The organism is Desulfonatronospira sp. MSAO_Bac3 (assembly GCF_003838035.1).
GTDB classification, from domain to species: domain Bacteria; phylum Desulfobacterota; class Desulfovibrionia; order Desulfovibrionales; family Desulfonatronovibrionaceae; genus Desulfonatronospira; species Desulfonatronospira thiodismutans.
This window is the reverse complement of record NZ_QYZY01000291.1, coordinates 13,106-38,165: the sequence shown is the minus strand read 5'-3', so window position 1 is coordinate 38,165 and position 25,060 is coordinate 13,106. Positions and strand designations below refer to the sequence as shown.

Annotated in this window: 15 protein-coding genes and 1 pseudogene; 12 read left to right on the top strand and 4 right to left on the bottom strand. The window is 53.3% G+C overall.

Annotation, left to right across the window (positions count from 1 at the left end; genetic code table 11):
• Nucleotides 1-80: 80 nt before the first annotated feature.
• The 12 genes from D5S03_RS09850 (at nucleotide 81) to D5S03_RS09795 (ending at nucleotide 21,171) form a co-directional block, all read left to right on the top strand.
• Nucleotides 81-2,219 carry a methyl-accepting chemotaxis protein gene (locus D5S03_RS09850; RefSeq protein WP_008871666.1) on the top strand — a complete coding sequence of 713 codons (2,139 nt, stop codon included), beginning with the start codon at nucleotides 81-83 and terminating at the stop codon, nucleotides 2,217-2,219.
• Between the two features lie 225 nt (nucleotides 2,220-2,444).
• Complete coding sequence (locus tag D5S03_RS09845; protein WP_008871667.1) at nucleotides 2,445-2,852, top strand: hypothetical protein; 408 nt, start codon at nucleotides 2,445-2,447, stop codon at nucleotides 2,850-2,852.
• An 18-nt stretch (nucleotides 2,853-2,870) separates the two neighbouring features.
• Nucleotides 2,871-3,524, top strand: a complete 654-nt coding sequence (locus D5S03_RS09840) for a lactate utilization protein (protein ID WP_008871668.1) — start codon at nucleotides 2,871-2,873, stop codon at nucleotides 3,522-3,524.
• A 136-nt stretch (nucleotides 3,525-3,660) separates the two neighbouring features.
• The gene (gene dnaE / locus D5S03_RS09835; RefSeq protein ID WP_287043750.1) at nucleotides 3,661-7,131 is read left to right on the top strand and encodes a DNA polymerase III subunit alpha; all 3,471 of its coding nucleotides are present in this window, start codon (nucleotides 3,661-3,663) and stop codon (nucleotides 7,129-7,131) included.
• Between the two features lie 30 nt (nucleotides 7,132-7,161).
• Nucleotides 7,162-10,401 (top strand): PAS domain-containing hybrid sensor histidine kinase/response regulator, encoded by a 3,240-nt coding sequence (locus tag D5S03_RS09830; RefSeq protein WP_287043748.1) that lies wholly within the window; start codon nucleotides 7,162-7,164, stop codon nucleotides 10,399-10,401.
• Between the two features lie 35 nt (nucleotides 10,402-10,436).
• Complete coding sequence (locus D5S03_RS09825; RefSeq protein WP_287043746.1) at nucleotides 10,437-12,422, top strand: ABC-F family ATP-binding cassette domain-containing protein; 1,986 nt, start codon at nucleotides 10,437-10,439, stop codon at nucleotides 12,420-12,422.
• Between the two features lie 654 nt (nucleotides 12,423-13,076).
• Nucleotides 13,077-16,463, top strand: a complete 3,387-nt coding sequence (locus D5S03_RS09820) for a chemotaxis protein CheB (RefSeq protein ID WP_287043744.1) — start codon at nucleotides 13,077-13,079, stop codon at nucleotides 16,461-16,463.
• Nucleotides 16,460-17,773 carry a PAS domain-containing sensor histidine kinase gene (locus D5S03_RS09815; protein ID WP_287043742.1) on the top strand — a complete coding sequence of 438 codons (1,314 nt, stop codon included), beginning with the start codon at nucleotides 16,460-16,462 and terminating at the stop codon, nucleotides 17,771-17,773. The genes D5S03_RS09820 and D5S03_RS09815 overlap by 4 nt, the downstream gene beginning before the upstream one ends.
• Before the next feature lie 547 nt (nucleotides 17,774-18,320).
• Nucleotides 18,321-19,391 (top strand): sulfate respiration complex iron-sulfur protein HmcB, encoded by a 1,071-nt coding sequence (gene hmcB / locus D5S03_RS09810; protein WP_008871674.1) that lies wholly within the window; start codon nucleotides 18,321-18,323, stop codon nucleotides 19,389-19,391.
• A 2-nt stretch (nucleotides 19,392-19,393) separates the two neighbouring features.
• Nucleotides 19,394-20,572, top strand: coding sequence for a sulfate respiration complex protein HmcC (hmcC, locus tag D5S03_RS09805; protein WP_008871675.1), 1,179 nt, complete (start codon nucleotides 19,394-19,396; stop codon nucleotides 20,570-20,572).
• Nucleotides 20,573-20,614: 42 nt separating this feature from the next.
• Nucleotides 20,615-20,740, top strand: a complete 126-nt coding sequence (hmcD, locus tag D5S03_RS09800) for a sulfate respiration complex protein HmcD (RefSeq protein ID WP_008871676.1) — start codon at nucleotides 20,615-20,617, stop codon at nucleotides 20,738-20,740.
• Nucleotides 20,741-20,814: 74 nt separating this feature from the next.
• Nucleotides 20,815-21,171: a superinfection immunity protein gene (locus D5S03_RS09795; RefSeq protein WP_008871677.1), complete on the top strand. Its 357-nt coding sequence runs from the start codon at nucleotides 20,815-20,817 to the stop codon at nucleotides 21,169-21,171.
• A gap of 88 nt (nucleotides 21,172-21,259) precedes the next feature.
• On the opposite strand, the gene D5S03_RS09790 is transcribed toward D5S03_RS09795, so the two are convergent.
• The 4 genes and pseudogenes from D5S03_RS09790 to D5S03_RS09775 form a co-directional block, all read right to left on the bottom strand.
• A complete protein-coding gene (locus D5S03_RS09790; protein WP_008871678.1) occupies nucleotides 21,260-22,327 on the bottom strand; it encodes a lipid II:glycine glycyltransferase FemX in 1,068 nt (355 codons plus the stop codon).
• A gap of 25 nt (nucleotides 22,328-22,352) precedes the next feature.
• A complete protein-coding gene (locus D5S03_RS09785; RefSeq protein WP_008871679.1) occupies nucleotides 22,353-23,261 on the bottom strand; it encodes a selenium metabolism-associated LysR family transcriptional regulator in 909 nt (302 codons plus the stop codon).
• 398 nt (nucleotides 23,262-23,659) lie between these two features.
• Nucleotides 23,660-24,010: pseudogene (gene rplQ, locus D5S03_RS09780) on the bottom strand (50S ribosomal protein L17); the annotation flags it as partial.
• Nucleotides 24,000-25,043 carry a DNA-directed RNA polymerase subunit alpha gene (locus D5S03_RS09775; protein ID WP_008871681.1) on the bottom strand — a complete coding sequence of 348 codons (1,044 nt, stop codon included), beginning with the start codon at nucleotides 25,041-25,043 and terminating at the stop codon, nucleotides 24,000-24,002. The gene D5S03_RS09775 and the pseudogene rplQ, both read right to left, overlap by 11 nt.
• Between the last annotated feature and the right edge of the window lie 17 nt (nucleotides 25,044-25,060).

Sequence of the window (25,060 nt, the reverse complement as noted above, 5' to 3'; positions counted from 1 at the left end):
CCGGTATCAAAAACTCCAGAATCGCTGGTTATATACAGTCTGCTTCTGCATTGCTTTTTAAATCCCACAGGAGAGCATTTATGAACAATATTGCAATTGGAGTCAAACTTGTAGCCGGTTTTGTCGCTGTGGCCCTCATTGTCGTTGTCGTCGGCCTGGTGGGCTGGCGCAGCGCAAACAATCTATCCGGGCACATCGACGAGGTGGGGCGGGTGAATATGCCGGCAGTGAACAACCTGCGCATCATAGAGGCCGAGTTTGAAACCGTTGTGCGCTCCCTGCGCGCCCTGGTCAACCCGGCCCTGGGCATGGAAGCAAGGCAGGAGCAGTACCAGGAGATTGAGTCCGCCCGGGAGAACTACGAAAAAGCATGGGAAAACTACGAGGCCCTGCCCCGGACCGAAGATGAAACCCGGCTCTGGGCCAGTTTTGAAGACGCCATACAGGACTGGGCCGAGGTCAACAACCAGTTTCTTGAACTTTCCAGGGAACTGGAGGAAATCGGCATTTTGAACACCGAGGAATTTCTGGGCCATCTGCAGCAGTTCCGCGGGGATCATTACCAGGTCATGGAAGATGTGCGGGGGTATGTGGATTTCGGAATCGACTTTGAAGGCGGCGATGATCCGGAAGCCTGCAATTTTGGAGTCTGGCTGCAGGATTTTGATACGGACAACCAGGAACTGCTGGATATCTTAAGACGTCTGCAGGGACCTCATGACAACTTCCACGGCGTGGTAGAGCCCATAAGAGAACTGGCTGACGCCGGACAGGAACAGCAGGCCCGGGAAATGCTGCGCGATGATATGGGCAGATATGCCGACCACGTATTCATGCTCTTTGATGAACTCATCGACTTCGCCAGGGAGGCCAATGACCTGTATACGGAAATGAACCGGCTCATAATGGTGGACTCAGTGGAGATGCAGGACCGGGGACAGGGTCTGCTGCAGGAACTCATCGAGCTCAATGAACGTCAGGCTGACAGGGCTGTGGGTCTTGCAGAACGCGATGCAGCCCGGGGAGTAACCATCTCCCTGGCCGGGCTGGCCATCGGAGTCATTCTGGCCCTGGGCCTGGGGCTGTTTCTCACTGCGGTCATTACCAGGCCCCTCAGGAAAACCGTGGATTTCGCCGAAAAAGTGGCTCAAGGCAGCCTGGACGAAGAACTTGAAGTGACCGGCAAAAATGAACTGGGCATCCTGGCCGGCTCCCTGCGCAACATGGTCAGCAACCTCAAGACCAAAATCAGGGAAGCCGAAACCAAGAGTGCCGAGGCCGAAGAGCAGGCCCAGAAGGCCCGGCAGGCCATGCAGGAAGCCAACCAGGCCAAGGAGCAGGCCGAGCAGGCCAAAAGCCAAGGTATGCTCCAGGCGGCCTCCAGCATCGAAGGCGTGGTGGAGCGCATGACCTCGGCTTCAGAAGAGCTTTCAGCCCAGGTGGAACAGGCCAGCCGTGGCGCTGACGAGCAAAGCTCCCGGGCCGGTGAAGCTGCCACATCCATGGAAGAGATGAACGCCACAGTACTGGAGGTGGCCCAGAATGCCTCCAAAGCAGCTGAAGGATCGGACCAGGCCCGAAGCAAGGCCCAGGAAGGCTCGGATGTGGTCAGCAGATCCGTGACCGCCATCAACCGGGTCCAGGAGCAGTCTTCCCAGCTCAAGTCCAACATGAGCCAGCTTGGACAACAGGCTGAACAGATAGGCAAAATCATGAATGTCATTGAAGACATTGCCGACCAGACCAACCTACTCGCCCTGAACGCGGCCATAGAGGCGGCCAGGGCCGGGGATGCCGGACGCGGCTTCGCCGTGGTGGCCGATGAGGTGCGCAAGCTGGCGGAAAAGACCATGAACGCAACCAAGGAGGTCGGCCAGGCCATAACCTCCATCCAGCAGGGAACAGAGAACAATATCCAGAGCATGGACCAGGCTGCCGGGCTTATTGATGAGGCCACTACCCTGGTAAACCGGTCCGGGGATGTGCTCCAGGAAATCGTCAGGCTGGTGCAGTCAGCTGCTGACCAGGTCCAGGCCATTGCCACGGCCACAGAGGAGCAGTCCACCGCCAGCGAGGAAATAAACAAAAACATCGAGGAAGTAAGCCGCATATCCAAAGAGACCAGCGAGGTCATGACCCAGTCAGCCCAGGCCATTGGAGAACTCTCCCAGCAGGCCCAGGAGCTGCAGAACCTGGTAAACCAGCTCAAGCAGGGCTGATTTCTTCACCCTGTCATCTAAAAAAACCAAAGGGCGAATTGCACAATTCGCCCTTTTTTTGTCCCTCGAAATATCCCGGCTGTCCCTGAGAAAGGTCAGGTTGCCCCCTTTCAGGGGATTGATTTGAGTGCGGCTGTCTATTAGGATACTCTGGTTGTTTTAAAAGGACTCGCCTGAAACCCGCCTGGCTGATGCTTCGGTCAAGGAACAATATACTCTTCAAACATGCTTTATAGAAATATATACTGTGCCACTCAGAAAAAGATAAGCGGCAGCTACTACACCACTCCCATCAGGTGCGTACGTTACTGCCGGTATTTTCCCTGTTCTTTTTTTACCCAGGACGATATAGAAGGATATATATCCCGGGAGCTTATAGCCCGTGAATTCACAGGATTCAAAATCAGGAGGACAAAGATGTACCTTTTCAAAAAAAATGACGGCAGCCTCGTGGAGGCTCCGGAAGACTTCGATCCCAAGGAACCGGACTGGAACAGCATGCAGGAGGTGGAGGAAGTGCTGGTGATCAGCAAGATACTGGTTCCGCAGATGAAGCTGGTGCCCAAGACCCAGGGCAGCGCGGAAAAAAACTCCTCCGGGACAGCGGCCAAACCACCCAAAACAGATAAATGAGCAGAAAAGGAAGTATATATGGGCAACGAAATAAAAGACTACTGGGACATGAGGCTTTTGCGGGTCCAGGAAAACCTGCGGGCCAACAATTTCGACTGCCGCCTGGCTGAAAACCCGGGCCGGGCAAAAAGCCTGGTCCTGGAAGAAATAATCCCTGAAGCCCGGCCTGCATCCATATCCTGGGGCGGCTCCGCCACCTTCAAGGAAACCGGACTTTATGACACGCTGAAAGACAGAACCGACATGCAGGTCATGGATACCTTTGACAAGAGCCGCGGCCCTGAAGCAAACCTGGAGCTGAGGCGTCAGGCTCTGCTGGCGGACATGTTCATTACCGGGACCAATGCAGTCACCGAGCAGGGATACCTGGTCAACCTGGACATGATCGGCAACCGTGTGGGTGCCCTGGTCTTCGGCCCCAGAAAAGTAATCATCCTGTGCGGACGCAACAAAATAGTCGGTGATACAGACCAGGCCATGGAGCGCATAAAGTCCTACAGCGCACCGGCCAATGCCCTGCGACTGCAGAAAAAAACACCATGCATAAAGACCGCCTGCTGTCACGACTGCGAAAGCCCGGAGCGCATCTGCAACGTGTGGAGCATCACCGAGAAGTCTTTCCCCAAGAATCGCATCTGCGTTATACTGATTAACGAAGATATGGGTCTTTGATGGCTTGGGGCGCGGAGCATGGAGCATGGAGAAGATGGGGCGAGAGAGCGACAAAGGCATGGTGTTTTGAGCTTTCAGCTTAGAACTTTGAGCTTTGACCATAAACTGACAATAATCACCATAACCCGAGAGATCAATGTCCGACTTTACCCATTTACACTGTCATACCGAATACAGCCTTCTGGACGGGGCCATCAGGATAACTGATCTGTGCGCCCGGGCCGTGGACCTGGGTATGCCTGCCGCGGCCATCACTGATCACGGCAACATGTTCGGGTCGCTGAACTTCTATCTGGAAGCCAAAAAATACGGCATCAAGCCCATCATCGGCTGTGAGGTGTATTTGGCTCAGAATCACCAGGTCAAGGATCAGCTGCGCTACCACCTGGTTCTGCTGGCCATGGACAAGGAGGGTTATCACAACTTAGTGAAAATAGTTACCAGGGGCTGGCTGGACGGCTTCTACTACAAGCCCCGGGTGGACAAGGACATATTAAAGGCCCACAACCAGGGGATTATCTGCCTGTCCGCCTGCCTGCAGGGCGAGGTGCAGCACGTCCTGCGCCGTCAGGGCTTTAAGCAGGCCAGGGAGACCGCCCTGCAGTACGCGGATATATTTCCCGGACGCTTTTACCTGGAAATGGAGGCCAACGGCATCCCGGAGCAAATGGAGGTCAATGATCAACTGCTGGAAATGTCCAGGGAGACTCAGCTGCCTGTAGTGGCCACCAACGACTGCCACTATCTGGGTCCGGACGACGTCCAGGCCCACGATATACTTTTGTGCATCCAGACCAATTCCAAGGTCCAGGACAGCTCCAGGATGCGCTTTGACACAGACCAGCTCTACTACAAATCAGTGGAGGAGATGGAGAAGGAATTCTCCCACTGCCCCCAGGCCCTGGAAAACGTCCAGGAGATAATCAAGCGCTGCAACCTGGAAATAGAAACGGACACCTTTCATTTCCCCCGGTACACTCCATCCAGGGAAAACACCCTGGACGAAGAATTCATAAGCCTTTCCAGGGAAGGACTCGAGCAAAGATTCCAGGAACTGCCCTACAGCGTAGACCAAAAACATTACCGGGAGCGCCTGGAGGAAGAACTGGAGATAATCTGCTCCATGGGTTTTCCCGGTTATTTTCTCATTGTCCAGGACTTCATCAACTGGGCCAAGTCTCAGGGCATACCAGTAGGTCCCGGACGGGGTTCTGCCGCAGGCAGCCTTGTGGCCTATGCCCTGCGTATCACCAACCTGGACCCCATCCGATACAATCTGCTGTTCGAGCGCTTCCTGAACAAGGAACGGGCCAGCATGCCGGATATTGACGTGGATTTCTGCTACGATCAGCGCGAAAAGGTAATCCGCTACGTGGCGGAAAAGTACGGCCGGGACAGCGTGGCCCAGATCACCACCTTCGGGACCATGAAGGCCCGGGCCGTGGTCCGGGACGTGGGCCGGGCCCTGGGCATGAAGCTGTCTTTGACGGACAAGATAGCCAAACTCATTCCTGAAGAACTCAAGATGACCATTGACAAAGCCATGCAGCAGGAGCCCGACCTGCGCAAAATGGTGGACGAAGATGAAGACGTGGCCAGACTAATGGATATCTGCCGCCGCCTGGAAGGCATGGTGCGCCACGCCTCCACCCACGCCGCAGGCATCGTCATCTCCGACAGGGCCATGCAGGAGCATCTGCCCCTTTACCGCGGAAAAAAAGACGAAGTGGTCACCCAGTTCGACATGAAGAGGGTGGAAAAAGTAGGGCTCATCAAGTTTGATTTTCTGGGTCTCAAGACCCTTACCGTACTCAAGGACACCCTGGCCATGGCCTCCAGAAACGGCCAGGAAACCCCGGACCTGGACAGCCTGCCCCTGGAGGACCCGGAAACCTTCAAGCTCCTGGGCCGGGGGCTCACCGACGGGGTATTCCAGCTGGAAAGCTCTGGAATGCGCAATGTCCTGGTGGACTTAAAGCCCACCTGCTTTGAAGACATCATCGCCCTTCTGGCCCTTTACCGTCCAGGGCCCCTGGAAAGCGGCATGGTCACGGACTTCATCAAGCGCAAGCACGGCCTGGTCCCTGTTGAATACCCCCACCCGGAACTGGAACCGGTACTAAAGGAAACCTACGGGGTTATCCTGTACCAGGAACAGGTCATGAAAATCGCCCAGGTCCTGGCCGGGTATTCCCTGGGGGACGGCGATATCCTGCGCCGGGCCATGGGCAAGAAAGAAGCCTCGGTCATGGCCAGGCAGAGAAGCAAATTTTTGCAGGGTGCCAAAGAACATGGGGTCAAACAGGAGACAGCGGAATATATTTTCGACCTGGTGGAAAAATTCGCCGGATACGGCTTCAACAAATCCCACAGTGCGGCTTACGCCCTGATTTCCTATCAGACCGCCTACCTCAAGGCCCATTTTCCCAGCGAATTCATGGCCGCGCTCATCACCTCCGAGGTAAACAACACAGACAAGGTCATAGCCCATGTCAACGCCTGCAGGGATATGGAAATCACCGTACTGCCCCCCTGCATCAATTCCAGCCTGAACGAGTTCAGCGTGGAGAACAACCAGGTGCGCTTCGGGCTCTCGGGCATAAAAAACGTAGGCAGAAGCGCCATAGAGGCCATCATCCGGGAGAGAAAAAAGAACGGCCCCTTTGAAAACCTCCTGGATTTCTGCGAAAGAGTAGGTTCGCGCAAGGCGGGCAAACGGGTCCTGGAAATGCTCATCAAAAGCGGGGCCATGGACACTCTGGGCTGCTCCCGCCGGGCTCTTCTGGACGGGATGGACATGGTTGCGGCCAGGGCTCAGAGATCAGCCAAAAACAAGGTCAAGGGACAGCTGTCCATGCTCAGCCTCCTGGGGGAGGAAACCTGCCAGGTCAAGGGCCTGGGTCTGGATTGTCCCGAGAATGAGCTGGAAGAATTCCAGGAGGACGAAAAGCTCAAGCTGGAAAAAGAGGCCCTGGGCTTTTACCTGAGCGGGCACCCCCTGCTGCCCTTCAGGCGCGATATTCAGCGCCTGAAGCTGAGTACCATCCAGGAATGCCTGGAACTAAGACCCGGCACCCAGGTGGAACTTCCTGTAATCATAGTAGGCAAAAAAGAACACGTCAGCAAAAAGGGAGACAAGATGGCCTTCTGCCAGATAGAGGACCTGACTGGAACCGCTGAAGTCACCATATTCGGGGATCTTTATTCCACCTGCAGGGAAGTGGTTCAAAGCGAACAGCCCCTGCTTTTAAAGGCCAGGATAAGCAGTTATCAGGGGAGCGGCGGTTCTTCCGGAGAAGAAGACAGCGAGACCCCAAGACAGGTTAAATTTACAGCCGAAAGCATCTCCTATCTGAGTCAGGCCATAGACAGCGGGGATCAGCCGGTGGAAATAGAAGCAGACCTTCAGGGCGTGCCCGGGGATCAATGGATCAAGGACCTGAAAAACCTTCTGGCCCGATACCCGGGACGCATCCCGGTATGCCTGAACCTGCGCCTGGAAGACCATACACGCTGCAGGCTCATGCTGGGCCCCAACTACTGCGTAACCCCCGGCCAGGAGTTCTGGTCCCGGCTGGAAAAGCTGGGAGACATCTGCAGGCATTAGTGCCGGGCACAGCTGAACGAGGAGGATATTTTGGAGTTCTTGAAAGAAGCAGATTCAGAAGGCCGGTTATGGCAGTTTACCTTTGATGCAGTTCCAGATCTCATCGCCATACTGGACGCCGGGCACAATGTGGTCAGGATTAACCGATCCATGGCTGACGCCCTGGGAGTTGAGCCCTGGCAGGCCCAGGGCCGCAAATGCTATGAACTGGTTCACGGCATGAGCCGGCCCCCGGATTTCTGCCCCCACGCGAAATTGCTCTGCAGCGGAAATGCAGAGCAGGCGGAATCCTGGATTGACAATCTAAACGGACATTTCCATGTCAGCACCAATCCCCTGCATGACAGTACAGGCCGCCTCAGGGGCTGCGTGCACATAGCCAGGGACATATCCCATCACAAAAAAATACAGGAGGAACTGCAGGACAGAACCGAGCGTATGCAGGCGGTTATGAACAGCATGGACAGCCTGGTTTACGTTGCGGATATGCAGACCCACGAGATCCTTTTTATAAATGATTACGGCCGGAAGAACCTGGGATACGTAACCGGCATGAAATGCTGGGAAATAATGCAGAAAGGCGCTTCCGGGCCATGTCCGGACTGCGGCAACCACCTGCTCCTGGATGGACAGGGCAGGCCCACAGGTACGCGTGTCCGGGAACATTACAACTCCGGCGAAGACAGGTGGTATATCCTGCGGGATAAAGCCATCCCCTGGAAAGACGGCCGCCTGGTGCGCCTGCAGATAGCCACGGACATCACCCAGGAAAAAAAAGACCGGGAAAAACAGGAAAGATTCAAGGCCGCTCTGGACAGCAGTGCAGACAGCTTTTTCATCATCGACTGCGAAAGCATGAAATTTCTGGACGTCAATCTCATGGCCTGCCAGTCACTGGGCTACTCCCGGGAAGAACTACTGAACATGGGTCCCCACGACCTCAAGCCTGAATTCACATTTCAGGATATGCAGGAGATCTGTGACTCAGTCAACGAGGACAGAGAACAGGCAGGGTTGATAAAGACTCTACACCGGACTAAAGACGGCCGGGATTTTCCTGTTGAAGTAAGCCTCAGGACCTTCAGGCAGAGAGAAAGGGATCTGATTATAGCCGTGGCCAGGGACATCACCGAATTCAAGAAGGCAGAAGACGCCCTGAGGTATCGCATGAAGATGCACAGGCTTCTGGTGGATATGTCCATGGTCTTTCTTACCGCACCCATAGATTACCTGGAAAAGGCAGTAAGTGAAGCGCTTATGCAGGTAGCCAGGTTTACCAGGACCGACCGGACCTACGTTTTCGCCTATGACTTCCACAACCAGACCATGACTAACACCCATGAATGGTGCGCCGCAGGAGTCGATCCCCAGCAGCACAGGCTGCAGAATGTTCCCTTTGATATGGCCTGGGAACCCGTGAGGCTGCACAGTCAGGGCAGTCCGTATTACATTGGGGATATTGAGGAAATGCCTGACTGGGATCCCTTGAAAACCCATCTGCAAAAGCAGGACACTAAGGCGCTGCTTAGCGTGCCCCTGAAAGATCATTTTCACTGCTACGGGTTCCTGGGTGTGGACTGCGTCCGGGAAACCAGGGAATGGACCCGGGCTGAGATAGACCTGTTCGTGCTCCTGGCCGAGCTTCTGGTCAATGCCAGGCACAGAAAAAGCCGCGAAGAGGAGCTGAATCAGGCCAGGCTGCAGGCTGAACATGCCACCCGGGCCAAAAGCGAGTTTCTGGCCAATATGAGCCACGAGATACGCACCCCCCTGAACGGAGTCATCGGCATGAGCGGGCTCCTCCTGGACACGGAACTGGACTCCCAGCAGCGAAGCTTTGCCGAAACATTAAAAACAAGCGCCCAGACCCTGCTCAACCTGATAAATGACATCCTGGATCTTTCCAAAATAGAGGCTGACAGGCTGCAACTGGAAACCAAGGGCTTTAACCTGGAAACAACAGTAAAAGACAGCGCCGGCATACTCAATTACCAGGCCATGGAAAAAGGTCTGAAGCTCGGTTATGTCATCCATCCAGGAGTACATCACTGTCTGCTGGGCGATGAAGGACGTCTGAGCCAGGTTCTGGTCAACCTCCTGGGCAATGCCATCAAGTTTACCTCCCAGGGACAGGTTGATCTGGAGGTGTCCCCGGTTCAGGAAGAAGCAGACCATGTCCGCCTGCTTTTTGAGGTGCACGACACCGGCATAGGCATCCCTGAGGAAAAGCAGGACCAGCTTTTTACCCCCTTTCATCAGTTAAACACCTCGGTAACCCGCAGTTTTGGAGGTACCGGGCTGGGGCTGGCCATCTGCAAAAGCCTGGTGCAGATGATGGGTGGAGAAATAGGAGTGAAAAGTTCCAAGGGCCGGGGATCGACCTTCTGGTTTACCGCAGGCTTTGAAAAGGACCCTGCACCCCTTGATAAGGAAGCACAGGAAAAAATTTCTGATCCGGGGCAGGCGTCTTGCAGACCGCACCTGGACAGCCGCATACTCATAGTTGAGGACAACCCCACCAACCAGATGGTTGCCCGGGCCGTACTGAAAAAACTGGGCCTTACGAACTCGACAGTAGCCAACAACGGCAGGGAAGCCCTGGACATCCTGGCCCGGGAAAACTTTGACCTGGTGCTCATGGACTGCCGCATGCCGGAAATGGACGGATTTGAGGCCACCCGGCGCATACGCGCAGGAGAGAATAGCGTGCAGAATCCACAGGTGCCCATAGTGGCCATGACCGCCCATGCCATGAAAGGAGACAGGGAAAAATGCATCCAGGCCGGGATGAGCGACTACCTTTCCAAGCCGGTACAGCCCCAGGAACTGGAAGAAATTATCAACAGGCAACTCCGCCCTGCACAAGGCGGCTTAAAAAACGCCCGGCAAGAAGACACTCCCGGCCTGGATGCTTCATCTGTGCATGACCAGGGACATTTTGTGGAGGCTGAACTTGCAGAAAGGGTCATGCATGATGAGGAACTGCTGCAGGAAATCCTGCAGCAGTTCATCCAAGAGGCCCCTAAACGCATGCAGAACCTTGAAAAAAGCCTGCACAGTAAAAACCCGGAACAGGCCAGAAGTTATGCCCACGCCCTCAAGGGTATTTCGGCCAATATATCAGCCAGAAACCTGAGTGAAAAAGCCTGGGCCATGGAAAAGGCCGCAGGTGCAGAAGACATGGAAGAAATGCACAGACTGCTGCCGGAAATGGAAAGAGAACTGGAAAACCTTATTACAGTGCTTAAAGAGCGTATCACTCAGAGTTAGACTGTGTCCCGGAAAATGTTACTTGACAGAAAATATTGCAGCTGCATTATTCTGCTTTCCCGGTCATGAAAATAACCGCCAACAATATATCCAGAAGTTACAGCGGCCAGGAACTCTTCAGCAGGGTCTCTTTTGAGCTGGAACCCGGCAGACGTCTGGCAGTGACCGGTCCCAACGGCTGCGGCAAGTCCACCCTTCTAAGCATGCTGGCCGGGTTGACCCACCCTGACAGCGGAAGCATAAACCGTCCCCAGGGCCTGAGAACCGGATTTGTGGCCCAGGACCTGGATGATTCCGACCTAAAGATCCCCCTGCTGGAGTTTGTGCTCAGTGTTTTGCCTGACTGGAGCCAGTTCTGGAGGCAGTGGAAAAAAGCCGTGGCTGAAGACGACAGACAGGGCCTGGAAAAACTCTCCCGTAGACAGGCCGAGATGGAGCAATCCTGCGGATACAACCCCGAGTACAGGGCTGAAAAGATCCTCACCGGGCTTGGCTTTGAAAAGTCCAGGTTCCACCTGCCCCTGGAGCATTTCTCCGGAGGCTGGAGAGAGCGGGCCAGGCTTTCCAGGGTCCTTTTGCAGGGAGCCGATCTTCTCATCCTGGACGAACCTACCAACCATCTGGACATGGAAGCTGTGCTGTGGTTGGAGAACTACCTGCTGGATTTTTCCGGCATACTGGTACTGGTGGCCCATGACCGTTTTTTCCTGGACCGGGTGGCTACGCATGTTCTGCACCTGGGTTTTGACAGGCCCTATTTCCGCCCCGGCAACTACTCCTCTTTTGAGAAATGGCACCAGGAAACTCAGATTCTGCGGGAAAAGGAAAGAGAAAAGATATCCAGTGAGATAAAACATCTCAAAAGCTTTGTGGACCGTTTCCGCTACAAGGCCTCCAAGGCCAGGCAGGCCCAGGCCAGGCTGGCCAGGATGGACAGCCTGGAATCCAGGAAAAAGGAACTGCAGTCAGACAGAGCCGGCAAGCGCCTGAATTTCTCCTGGCCTGCCCCGGCCAGAGCCAGCCGGGTGGCTGTTACCTGTTCCGAGCTTTTCTTCAGGCATCCTCAAGGCCCTGAACTTTTAAACAATGTAAACTTTCAACTCTTTGACGGCCACAAAATCGCCCTCATGGGACAAAACGGCAGCGGAAAGTCCACCCTGTTCAAGCTCATAACCGGCCGGGCTGCCCCCGACTCCGGAACTATAAAACTTGGACACAACACCAGGCCGGCCTATTTCACCCAGCACCAGACCGAGACCCTGGCAGCTGAAAATACGGTCCTGGCAGAGATCAAAAGGCTTTCATCCCGGGATCTCACCGAGGAGGAAGTCCGCTCCGTGCTGGGGCTCTTTCTTCTGGACGAAACCTTCTGGGACAGAAAAGTACAAAGCTTAAGCGGCGGTGAAAAATCCAGGCTTATCCTTTCCTCCCTGTTTCTTACCCGGGCCAACCTTTTGTTGCTGGACGAGCCCACCAACCACCTGGACATGGAAAGCCGCGAGGCGCTTATAGCCGCCCTGCAAGATTTCCCGGGGGCAGTTTTCATGATCGCCCACGACCGTTTTCTGCTTTCCCGGGTAGCCGGTGAAGTGTGGACCCTGGAAAACGGACACACTGTGGAACACGGCATGGGCTTTGACGAGTATTACCAGAGAGTTGTCCTGAAGGACCAGGCCGGCCCTGAGCTTTCCCGGGAAACCGGGCCCGGCGGTTCAGGCAGAAACAACAGCCCGCACAAAGAGAAAAAAAGACAGGAAGCAAGCCTTCGAAACCGGATTTACCGGGAACTTCAGCCCCTTAAAAAAGAATACTCTGAAAAGGAACACAGCCTGGAGCAGTCTCTGCTGCGCCAGGAAGAACTGGAAAATGCCATGTCTCTGCCCGAGACCTGTCAGGATCCAGACAGGCTCAGAGAACTAAGCAGGGAGTACCGGGAGGTATGCGCCCAAAACGACAGTCTTATGCACCGCCTGGAGGAACTGGAACAGCAGATAACACAGCTGGAAACCGCAAAACCATGATCATGCGGCGTAACTCAGCTGGATGCCCCGCAGGTCCCAGAAAAATACCAGGCTTGTACAGCCCTGAAATTCAATCCAGGGTTGCATTCAATACTTAACCGTACTACAATAGTAAATAATTCAGCAAGGTATTGTCACTACAGGAAAAGTTTGAGTTTGTTCAAAGGAGAGCGCCTCTCCTGGTAACCATTCAGGGGGTCCTCGGTGTTGATTACTGGCACAAGGCCTGGGGACTGTCCCTCGCTGTGTAGGTCTGTGCAGGATCACGGAATTTTGCGCTTGTAATTTTGGTGATCGTGAAGGCAAGGTGTCGCGGGGACTGTCCCCAGGCCGATTCCGGCACCCCCCTGAATGGTTACCTTTCCTGGATGACTGAAACTGTAAGACTCAGTATCTGTTCAGCGCTTTAACTTCATGATCTTCATGCCCTTCATGGTAAGTATCTGCGCTTTTAAGGAAAGAAAAGTTTTCCTTTAGGACTATTTTTTCAGGATTTTTGACAACAACCATTTTTGTTCGAGGCACCAGGCCGCCTCCAGCAATCCAGGATGCCTTAATCCCCCTGAATGCAGGCTTTGAACCGGCTGCTTGCGCGCTTATCCGCGATTAATTCACCGGTTATTTTAATCCCCACAATATACAGCAGGAGCTGCAATGCCCCAGGAACTTAACGATACTCAAAACCAGAATACCCAGGAAAAATCCCCCGGCACCCCCGGGCTGTATGTTGCTGTTGGTGCCTCTGCAGGAGGCCTGGAGGCCATTGAGGCCTTTTTTGCCGACATGAACTCCAGCAGCGGCTTGGCCTTCATCGTCATCCAGCACCTCTCCCCGGATTACAAAAGCCTCATGAAGGAGATCCTGTCCAAGAAGACCAGCATGCACGTGCACAGGATAGAAGAAGGCATGGAAGTGCTTCCGGACAACATCTACCTCATTCCCCCCAAGAAAAATTTGACTATTTTCCACGGCCGGCTCTTTTTAAGCGAACAGGAGCACACCAAGGGCCTCATAAACCTGCCCATAGACATTTTTCTGCGCTCCCTGGCCGAAGACCAGGGTGAAAAGGCGGTTTCCATCATCCTGTCCGGTTCCGGAAGCGACGGCATGCGCGGAGTAAGAGCCATAAAAGAGCATGGCGGCATGGTCATGGTCCAGAGCGAAGACTCGGCAAAGTTCGACAGCATGCCCAGGTCGGCAATTTCCACGGGACTGGTGGATTTTGTGCTGCCCCCTGAGGAGATGCCCGGACAGCTCGTTTCGTATGCCAAACACCCTTACGTGGCCAAGGCCGAGAAAAGCGACCGGGTCATCAGCGATGATGACGCCATGACCAAGATATTCGCCATCTTGAGGGACAAGTACAAGGTGGATTTCACCCACTACAAGCCAAGCACCCTTACCAGGCGTATCCAGAGACGCATGACCATAAACCATATCTCGGATATACACGATTATGTCTCCTACATGCAGAGCTATCCCAACGAAGCCGCCACCCTGTTCAGGGAGTTTCTCATAGGGGTGACCCGGTTTTTCAGAGACCGGGAGGCTTTTGAAGCCCTCAAGGACAACTGGCTCCAGGAAGTTTTGTCAACCAGGCAAAATAACGAGATGAGATTCTGGATTCCAGGATGCTCTACCGGGGAAGAGGCGTATACCCTGGCCATTCTGGCCAGGGAGTGCATGGAGCAGACAGGCAGAATGCGCGACATAAAGATATTTGCCACGGATATCGACCGCAATGCCCTGCAGGTGGCCGGAGCCGGCAGTTATCCCGAGAGTATCGCTGCAGACGTGCCCCCGGACCTGCTGGCCAAGTATTTCTACAAAAAGAAGGACAGTTTCCAGATAGCCCGCAACATCCGGGAAATGGTTGTTTTCGCCCAGCACAACCTGATTAAGGATCCACCCTTTACCAATATTGATCTAATAAGCTGCCGCAACCTCCTTATCTACCTGCAGACGGATTTGCAGCGCAAGGTTCTGGAATTTTTCAACTTTTCCTTAAACATGCGGGGTATACTCTTTCTTGGCACCAGCGAAACCACCGGGGAAATGGGGGACTACTTCGAGAGCCTGGACCACAAGCACAAGATTTACCGCACCAGGGGCAGAGTCAAGAACACCCTGGGCGCGAGGGAGACTCTTAGAAGCTCTGATAATGTGTACCACATGAACAGGGAAAGAAATGCCCTGCCCGGCAGGAACCTGCGCGGCCGGGAGGATCTTATTCTGGAGCGTTTCCTGAATGTCCTGGAGGAAGAGCACATCCATCTCGCTGTCATTGTCAATGATCACATGGAAGTGCTGCATGTCATCGGCAACAGTGAAGGCTATTTCAAACTGCCTTCGGGAAAGCAGTCCATGGATATTTCCAAAATGGCCGCCAATGACCTGGCCATACCCATTTCCACCGGCATCCAGAAGGTACTGCGCCAGAATGAACCCCTGCACTTCTCCAATATCCGGGTTCGCTACCAGGGCGATCACAGGATGGTGGACATGCGCATCAAGCCCCTGCCCCAGAAAAAGGGACAGGATCCCCTTGTGGCTGTATTTCTGGACGAATCAAAAAAGCAGCAGGACAAGCTCGCCTGTCAGGATGTCGATCAAACCTACGACATCTCCCGGGAGGCAGAACAGCGCATCCACGACCTGGAGCAGGAACTGCAGTTCACCAGGGAAAATCTGCAGGCCACCATTGAGGAGCTTGAAACAGCCAACGAGGAACTGCAGGCCACCAACGAGGAACTTCTGGCCAGCAACGAAGAACTGCAGTCCACAAATGAAGAACTGCAGTCCACCAACCAGGAGCTGTATTCGGTCAACTCCGAATACCAGAACAAGATCATAGAGCTTACCGAACTGCACAACGACGTGGACAACCTCCTGAGCGCCACCCAGATCGGCAAACTCCTGCTGGACGAAAACATGGAAATCCGGCGCTTTTCCCCCAAGGTGACCAATATATTCAAGCTCCTGGACAGCGATGTGGGCCGGCCCATTTCTCATATCGCCCACTACCTGCAGGGCCTGGACCCCATCGAGGTCATTGAAAACGTGCATAAAAGCGGGGAAATGAGTGAAAAAGAGGCCCGGACCAGGGAGGGACGCTGGTACCTTATGCGGGTGGTCCCCTATGAAGTAGCTCCGGAGGTATTTTCCGGAACAGTCACATCTTTTGTGGATATTACCAGGATCAAAGAAACCGAGGCGGCCCTCAAAACCAAGGAGGCCCTCCTGGAGCAGACCCAGAGGCTGTCCAGAGTGGGCGGATGGGAAATGGACGCGGCCACAGGCAGCATCACCTGGACCGACGAGGTCTACAATATCTACGGGGTATCAAAGGATTACAACCCAAGCGATGTGGAAAAGGACATGCAGTTCTATACACCTGAAGGCAGGGACCGCCTGCAGGAGGCTTTCAAACTCGCCCTGGAGCGGGGCAGTCCCTATGACCTGGAACTGCCCTTTACCAAAGCCGACGGCACCAGGATCTGGGTTCGCACATCGGGATTGCCTGAGAAAAAAGATGGTAAAGTCGTGCGGATCCTGGGCAATATCATGGACATCACCCAGATGAAGGAAATCCAGCAGGCCCTGCGGGAAAGCGAAAAATACTACCGCAATCTTTTCAGCCAGATGCCTAATGCCTTTGCCCTGCACGAAATCGTCCTGGACCATGATGAACAGCCCTGCGACTACACTTTTCTGGAAGTAAATCCCGCCTTTGAAGAGATGACCGGATTAAAGGCCAGAGACATCCTGGGCAGAAGGGTCCTGGAAGTCCTGCCGGAGACCGAGGAGTCCTGGATACAGCGCTACGCACGTGTAGCTCTGGGCGGACCCCCTGAGGATATCCAGGACTACAGCCTGGAACTTCAGAAATACTTCAAGGTCCGGGTCTTTTCACCGGAATACAAAAAATTCGCAGTAATTTTCGATGAAATAAGAGATACCTCTGATATAAGCCGGGCCCTCAGGGACTGCGAAGAAAAGCTGAAAAAACTGCAGGAAAATTCATCTCCTGGAGGTAAATGATCTTGGATAATTCAGACGGGCCGCACAAGGATCCCCTGCGCAGAAAGGCCGAGGAACAGCTGCAGGACAACCCCCCGGATATAGACGAGGCTGGTCTGCCCCCGGAGAAAATCCGGAACATGCTGCACGATCTGCGGGTGCATCAGCTGGAGCTGGAAATGCAGAATGAAGAACTTCGAAGCACCCAGCTGGAACTGCAGACTGCCAGAGACAAGTTCGTACGCCTGTACAATCAGGCCCCGGCGGGATACCTGAGCTTAGACAAGCACGGCCTCATCCGGCAATTCAACCAGACCTTTATGGACATGACCGGTTTTACAGAAACCGAGATAAACGGCGTTCCACTGGCCGACCTGATGGACCACACAGGCCGGGAGACCTTTCTGGCCCGCTACAGGGCTTTATTCAAAGATCCCCGGAATAAAAACATGGAAGTCAATCTTCGCACCCCCAGCAGAAAATACCTGCCCGTTAGACTTGCCGGTCGTATAGAAGAACATGACCTGCAGGGGGATGGTAAAGATCAGGATCGTTATCTCTTGCTCATTGTAAGCGATATAACCGAACAAAAGCAGGCCAGGGAAGAAATTCAGCGAAAAAAAGAGCAGCTTGAAAAGACCCTTGCAGAGAAAGACCGCTTTTTTTCCATACTGGCCCATGATCTCAAATCTCCCTTATCCGGTTTCCTCAGCTCCACCAGAATCATGGCGGAAGATATCAACAGCTTCAGCCTGGCCGAATTACAGAATGTTTCCGCCAACATGCAAAGATCTGCGGAAAACCTTTACAGCCTGCTGGAAAACCTTTTGACCTGGGCCAGAATGCAGAAAGGCGACACAGACTTTGAACCGGATGTTATAAACCTTCATGACCTGGTCAGGCAAAACATGGAACTGTCCAGGTCCGTTTTCCAGCACAAGGAGATCATCTTCGAATCCAGGATATCCCCGGAACTGCAGATTTATGCAGACTCCAACATGATAGGTACAGTGCTTAGAAATCTGCTGTCCAACGCCGGAAAATATACACATGACAAGGGACGGGTCGTAGCCGGGGCAGAGAAAAAAAACGGCGGCATCACTGTGTACATCCAGGACTCCGGCTCAGGCATGGATCAAAAAACCCTGCAGGGCCTTTTTCAGATGAACAGCAAGGCCACCCAGCCCGGGACCCGCGGGGAATCCGGGACCGGGCTTGGACTTTTGCTGTGCCGGGAAATGATTCACCGGCACCAGGGTGAAATATGGGCCAGGAGTGCACCCGGCAAAGGAACCACGTTTTTTTTCACCCTGCCGGGTCATGAAACCTGATATTCATCTTTTTGTCTCTTTGGGTCCAGACAAAAAAACCAGTACTGCAGCAAAACTTTGCCTGCAGCCCAGATGATCTGTTTTCAGCAAAAAAACATTTAACCATGAAGGACATGGAGATCATCAGCAGCTGCAAAACGGTTATGGAACAAGCAGGCTCACATGCTGAAAACTTTCTTGTGAGTTTTTGCACGAATGTCTTGACAGATCAAGCCAGGAATGCTCTTTATGGAAACAGCTTATTGCTGCCTTGGTGGGACTGTCCCTTGACAGCCATTTGATGCAGGAAAGGTGACCATTCAGGGGGTTCCGCGGTGATGATTGCTTGCACCAGGCCGATTGAGGCATCCCCTGAATGGTTACCAGAAAACTCCCGGAGGTGATAAAAAGCGTACAGTTTGTGAAAGTTTATGCCCAGTGCCTTAGTTATGCTCAGCACACAGGCATACCTCCGTCTGCCTTGCTTTGATGGCTTTTCAGGGGACTTGGGAGCTTGAAACAGAGCTGATTGCTGCCAACATTGTTTTTTAAAGGAGGTGCGTATTTTATGAACCGGAGAAAATTTTTAGGTGCCATGGGTGTCGCCGGTTTAGGCGTGGCAGGGGCCGGAAAGGTCCTGGCCGCGGATGATGGTGTCACAGGTGCCGCGGTCAAGGACGTCGAAGGCTTACCGGACAGCTATGCAGTCCTTTTCGATGTCACCCGGTGCATCGGCTGCAGGCAGTGTGAAGATGCCTGCAATTATGAACAGAGACTGCCGGAACCTGATGCAGAATTTCATGATACTCAGGTCTTTGAGGAAACCCGCAGGACGGACTGGAAAACCTACACAGTGGTCAACCAGTACGACGATAAGCCCCCGGGAGCCGGGGATCTTTACCGCAAAATCCAGTGCATGCACTGCCTGGAACCGGCCTGCGCTCATTCCTGCTTTGTCAAGGCATTTGCCAAGCGCCCGGACGGGGCTGTTACATACGACCCCAAGGTCTGTGTCGGCTGCCGGTACTGCATGATGGCCTGCCCCTTCAATATTCCGGCATATGAGTACCACATAGCCCTTGATCCCCTGGTGACCAAGTGCACTTTCTGCGAACACCGGCTCAAGGAAGACAGAGAGCCTGCCTGTGTGGAGATCTGTCCCACCAGGGCCATGTATTTCAGCACCCGCGAGGAGGTACTCAAGGAAGCCCGCAAAAGAATAGTCAACAACCCCGACAAGTACCAGTCGCATATCTACGGGGAACACGAAATGGGCGGCACCAACTGGATCTACATATCCGGTGAACCCTTTGAAGACGTCGGAATGCGCATGGACCTCGGAAACAAAGCCGCTGGAGAATATACCTCAGGTGCTCTGGGCGGTGTCCCTCTCATTGCTTCATTCTGGCCGGTTCTTCTGGTGGGTGCCTACGCCATATCCAAACGCAGAGAAAAGGTAGCCAAGGAAGAAAGGGACAGTTTTGTCTCCCAGGTTATTGCCGAGGCAGGACCCGAAGCCGGTCGAAGACTGGCGGAAAGACTTTCCAGATCCGAAACCCTGGACAAGGCCGCCATCGAGGAGGAAGTAAAAAAGGCTTTGAATGAGGCCGCTGCCAAAACCGAGAGGGAGGATCATTAATCATGAGTACCCAACACCACCCTGATACTGGCCAGTCATCCTGGTTCACCCCCTTTAATGTAATAGCCGGGCTGATCGTCCTCGTGGGTATCTATCTGACCTATCTGCGGTTCACTGGAGGACTGGCTGCGGTCACCAATCTGGATGATTACTATCCCTGGGGAATCTGGATCAGTTTTGACCTGCTCTGCGGAGTGGCTCTGGCCGCCGGCGGATATACAACAGCTGCGGCCTGTTATATATTTGGAATCAAAAAATACCACGCAGCTGTCAGGCCTGCAGTGCTCACTGCATTTCTTGGCTATGCCCTTGTGGTCTTTGCCCTGCATTACGACGTCGGACAGCCCTGGAGGCTTGCTTATCCGATTTTCGTGCAGCAGGGAACGACCTCGGTGCTGTTTGAAGTAGGTCTGTGCGTCTTCTTATATCTGACAGTCCTTTTCCTGGAATGGCTGCCGGCCCCCCTGGAATGGCTGAGGCTCAAAAGAGTCAGAAATATTGTGATCAAGCTCACCCTGGTACTGACAATCTTCGGAGTCATTCTCTCCACTATGCACCAGTCTTCCCTGGGCGCTCTGTACCTGATTCTGCCAAGCAAGATGCACCCCTTGTGGTATTCATCACATCTGCCCATCTACTTCTTTGTATCCAGCATGTTTGCAGGTCTCTCAATGGTCATTTTTGAAAGCACCCTGTCGCATCGCTATTACCACAACAAGATGGACAAGGAGCACCTGGAGGGTACCCCCCATGTGACTTTCGGATTTGCCAAGGCTGCAGCCTGGATCATGGCCGGATACTTTTTCATCAAGCTCTTCGGCGTGGTCCTCAATGACAACTGGAGCTACCTGCCCACATTCTACGGCTTCATGTTCAGCCTGGAAATGCTCGGCTTCGTTGCCCTGCCTGCCTTTCTGTACGCCAAAGGGGTCCGGGACAAAAATGTCAGGCTCATTAAATGGACCGCTGTGGTGGCTGTCTTCGGAATCATCTTCAACCGGTTCAATGTTTCCCTGGTGGCCTACAACTATCACCTGCCCTCAGAACTGAAGTACTTTCCCGCTCTGGCGGAAATCGGTGTAACCATATTCGTGGTTACCGTGGGACTGATTCTGTTCAAGTTCATCTCCACAAGGATGCCCATCTTTTACGAGCATCCGGAGTTCAAGGGCTCTCACTAAAAAAAACGCCCTGACTTAAGGGCTATCAAACTGGGAGGAACCATGGAATTCTATACAATGCTTGAATTTGATATATTCACCAAGAACTGGGCTTATATCTTTATGGGTGTTGCAGTGGTCACCATGCTTGGTTGGTGGCTGTTTTTAACCGGCAAGGATGAAGATTAGTGTCCCTTAGGCAGCGGATCAAAACGCGGCCTATTCCTGGGATCTGCATAAGACTTCAAAACAGGAGAAAAGATATGAAACCAATAAAAATTGCCGGACTGGGCGTGATCCTGGTTCTTTTGTCGGTGTCTCTTGCTTACGCTGATGGCCGGCCAGACCCCATTGTAGGCATTGAAGGAGATCTGTCCCACGTCATAAGCAGTGCCATGTGGTTCGTCCAAAACATGGTCCTGTTCGGAATCGGGGCTGCAATCTACCTTGCTCCAACAATCATCGCCATGATAAGAAGCCACAACAAGCTGCCCCAGATAGCCGCTTTGAATGTTTTTCTGGGAATTATTGTTGTGGGCTGGATAGGGGCGCTGATATGGAGCTTCACCGGTAATGTCCACCCCCAGAACTTCCTGGACCGCTTCGGCAGTACAGCCTGATAAAAAAAGACAAAACAACGTAAAAAAATAAAAAAAAGGCCGGGCGGATGATGCCCGGCCTTTTTCTTTCTGAAAAAAACTACTGCTTTTAACCCCGGACCAGGTTGTCCGTATTGATAAAGGCCTGGTATTTCTCCTCGTCAATGGGAAAATCCCAGGATCCGCTGCGCATTTCCAGCCTGCCGCCGAATCCGCTCTTGAACCGGTAAAGACCGTAAAATGGATGATCCGGGTCAGCACCCGGTGAGACAGCCCCCATGTCGTATCTCAGGCACCCGCGCAGCCTGGACTGTCGCATGGCCTCCCAGTGTACAGCATAGGATCCCATGAGGTGCCTCCTGGTATTGGAGGAAGCCCCATACAGAAAATGCGCGGTCTGCCCGGATATGGCCACTATTCCCCCGGCCAGCAGCTCCTGGTCGCAGGCGGCTAGAAGAAAAAGCACCTCGGAGTTGCAGGGGTCGAATATATGCGCGTTGAAAATGGCTGAAAAGTGTTCATATGCGCACGTGGCAAATCCGTTTCGCGCAGCAGTCTGCAGGTACAGATCATAAAAGGCAGGCAAATGCTCCATGGAACCGGTCTGCACCTCCACACCCCTGCGGCCTGCCAGGCCGATGTTGTACCTGGTCTTGGATTTCATACGGCCCAGGATGTCCTTTTCCGCCGGATCAAGGTCCACTACCAGGGTGCTGGCCACGGTCATATCCATTGATGATTTTCTAAGATTCCAGGACTCTGTTCCCATGTTCATGCGCATTTCCCTAAGCCTGGGCTCAGGAAAGCCGTACCAGTGGCCCTGCTGCATCTCCCGGGCGTACTGGGACTCCCAGGGCAGATCATACCTTATAAATGCCGTATCCGGTCCCAGGTGATGCATGAGTTCATAGGACAGGGATTCCAGAAAAGGGCCGTATTCTTCCTTGGGCGGTAAAAACTCAGGTCCCTGGGGAACCAGAGCTGACTTCATCTCCGGACCATACCTCTGCAGAAGCACCAGCACATCCCCGGCGGGAGAAAAAAGGTCCGGCTGGATGTCGAAAGCCATTACCCGGCATCCCAGTCTGGATTTAACCCTGGCCCAGTAAAGGGTCTGGAAAAGTATGTCCGTGGGTAGAAGCTCTTGAGGCTCTTTGGGCTTGAGCTGTAAATCCATAAAAAAACCTTTGCAGATTCCTGGGTTAACTACCTGCGTTGTGGCTCAGTTGGCTGAGAATATGCTGCATAAGCATTGATGCACAGAGATAAAGAGTGCGCCTTCTGTGCTTGATGAGATAAAACCTCCTGCGTATATTCAAGTCGGATACTTCCAGTCTTGCCAGTTGACCGGAGCTTAGAAATTCATCCACCGCCAGCCTGGATGTTACACCTGCTCCAAGGCCCGAGAGAACGCAGCGCACCATGGCTTCAGTAGATTGCACCAGTGCTTTTGCCGGCAGAGAGCTTATATCCATTTTGTGTTTATGCAGTGCTTCTTCCATGGCCTGCCGGGTCCCTGAGCCCTTCTCACGCATCACCCAGGGAAGATCCGGTAACTGCTGCGGTGTAATAACCTGCGGATACTTAGAGGCAATATCCGGCGCTGCAACCACCATGAGCTCGTCGGTGAAAAGCAGGTGATTCTCCAAGTCTAAGTGCTCAGCATAACCTCCCACAAGGCCGAAATCAAGTCTGCCCTCGAGTACGTCATGGCTTATCTTGATGGAGTCTGCAGTGCGCAGGTCTACGCATACGTCGGAGTAAATCCGCCTGAAAGAGGAAAGCACCCCCGGCAGAAGGTAGTTGGCCGGTATGGTACTGCCCCCCATGATGACCATGCCGGAAACCTGGCTGGTCAGTTCCTGTATATTGGACCTGGCTTCATCCAGAATTCTGAACATATCCTGAACTGCCTGGTAAAGTATCTCGCCTGCCTGAGTGGGAATTACCTTTCTGCCGATGCGGTCGAAAAGAGAAACCCGCAGATCCTGCTCCAGGCTGATGATATGGGTGCTTATAGTTGGCTGGGACAAAAAGAGATCCCTGGCTGCCAGGGAAAAACTCTGCAGTTCGTAGACTCTAACAAAGGCCTGCAATTTTCTGAATTCCATGAAAGGAGCCTGTATTCACAATGCAAACAAACCATATTGCGCAAACCTATACTGACTGTCCAAAAAAAAGGGTCATGAACTGACCCTTTTTTGCCTGCAATTTATTTTTTTTGTTCTGGATCTTCCCCTGGATCATCATGGGGCCTGGACTCTTCTGACTTATCTTCCTGAGACTGCTCATCTGCCTCTCTATCTGCTGCAGTGGAGTCTTCAGCCTCGGGAAATTGAGCTTCCGGCTCAACCTGCTTTTGGTCTTCGGGCGTAATAGAAGAGTCTTTTTCAGGCACAGGCTCAGAAGCTGCTGGTCCGGCAGGTGCTGCTGCAGGTGCACCTTTAGTCTGTGCTTTGTCTTTGGGGAGTCCGGCTTTTGTGACCTCAGGACCCTCGGAAGTCTTATAGGTGAATTCGATTAGTGCCAGAGATGCGCTGTCCCCCACCCGGGGCTTTGCATATTTGACCACACGGGTATAGCCGCCGCTGTGCTTTTCAAACCTGGGTGCGATTTCGTCAAACAGCCTCTTGACCAGCTTATGGTTGCCCAGCACCTTGTACGCCTGCCTTTTGGCGCTCAGATCTCCCCGCAGAGCCAGGGTTACCAGACGATCCGCCACTCTGGACAGCTCCTTGGCCTTGGGCAGTGTAGTCTTGATCTTTTCATGGGTTACCAGCGATTTGGCCATGTTTCTGAACATGGCCTTGCGATGCTCCCAGTTTCTGCTCAGGGATCTTCCGGATTTTCTATGCCTCATCGTCTTCTTTCCTTTTAAGCCATTCCTGGTATTTTTGATCGAAGTTGTCTATCTGGGTGTTGAAATCGTAGCCCATCTGCTCAATTACGCGCCGGATATCTTCGAGAGATTTGCGCCCGAAGTTCTTTGTCCTCAACAGATCATTTTCTGACTGCTGAATTAGTTCTCCAACAAGACGTATGCCGGCGTTTCGCAGGCAGTTGCCTGCCCGGACAGGCAGTTCAAGTTCCTCTATGGTCTTGAACAGCTTGGGATCAAGGCCTTCATCCGAGTTGGTATCTATGACATTAATATCCGTCTGGCTCTCATCGAAATTGATAAAAACAGACAGTTGATCTTTTAGAATCTTGGCACTGTAGGCAAGGGCGTCTTCTGGCAGTACAGATCCGTCGGTGTGTATCTCCAGAATCAGCTTGTCATAGTTGGTCATCTGTCCTACCCTGGCCTGTTCTACAGTGTATGAGACCTTGCGGATGGGGGAAAAGGTGGCGTCCATGGGTATAAGCCCGATTTCCTCATCAAGGTCCTCATGCTGTTCCGAGGGTACATACCCTTTGCCCATACGCACCTCTATGTTGATCACCAGGTCGATGTCCTGAGAAAGGGTCGCTATGTGCTGATCCGGGTTGAGTACCGCTATGTTCTGGTTGGTCTGTATAGCTTTTGCCGTGACCTGACCTTTTTCGTTGGCCACCAGCTTCAGCTTCTGGGGTTCATCCCTGCTCATCTTGAAGCGCACCTGCTTCAGGTTCAAAACTATATCAGTGACATCCTCCACCACACCCGTGATGGTGGCGAATTCATGCGGTGCGTTGTCTATCTTGATGGCGACAATGGCTGCTCCCTGCAGAGATGAAAGAAGTATCCTGCGCAGAGCATTGCCGAAAGTATTGCCGAAGCCTCTTTCCAGGGGTTCGCAGGAGAACTTCCCGTACTGTTCTGTAGACTTTTCATCCCGTTGAACCTGATCCGGCTTAACTAAGCTGGACCAGTTCCTGGTATTGATGAGCTTGTCATTAGTCTGAATTATCATTGCAGCCCCTGTGCTCG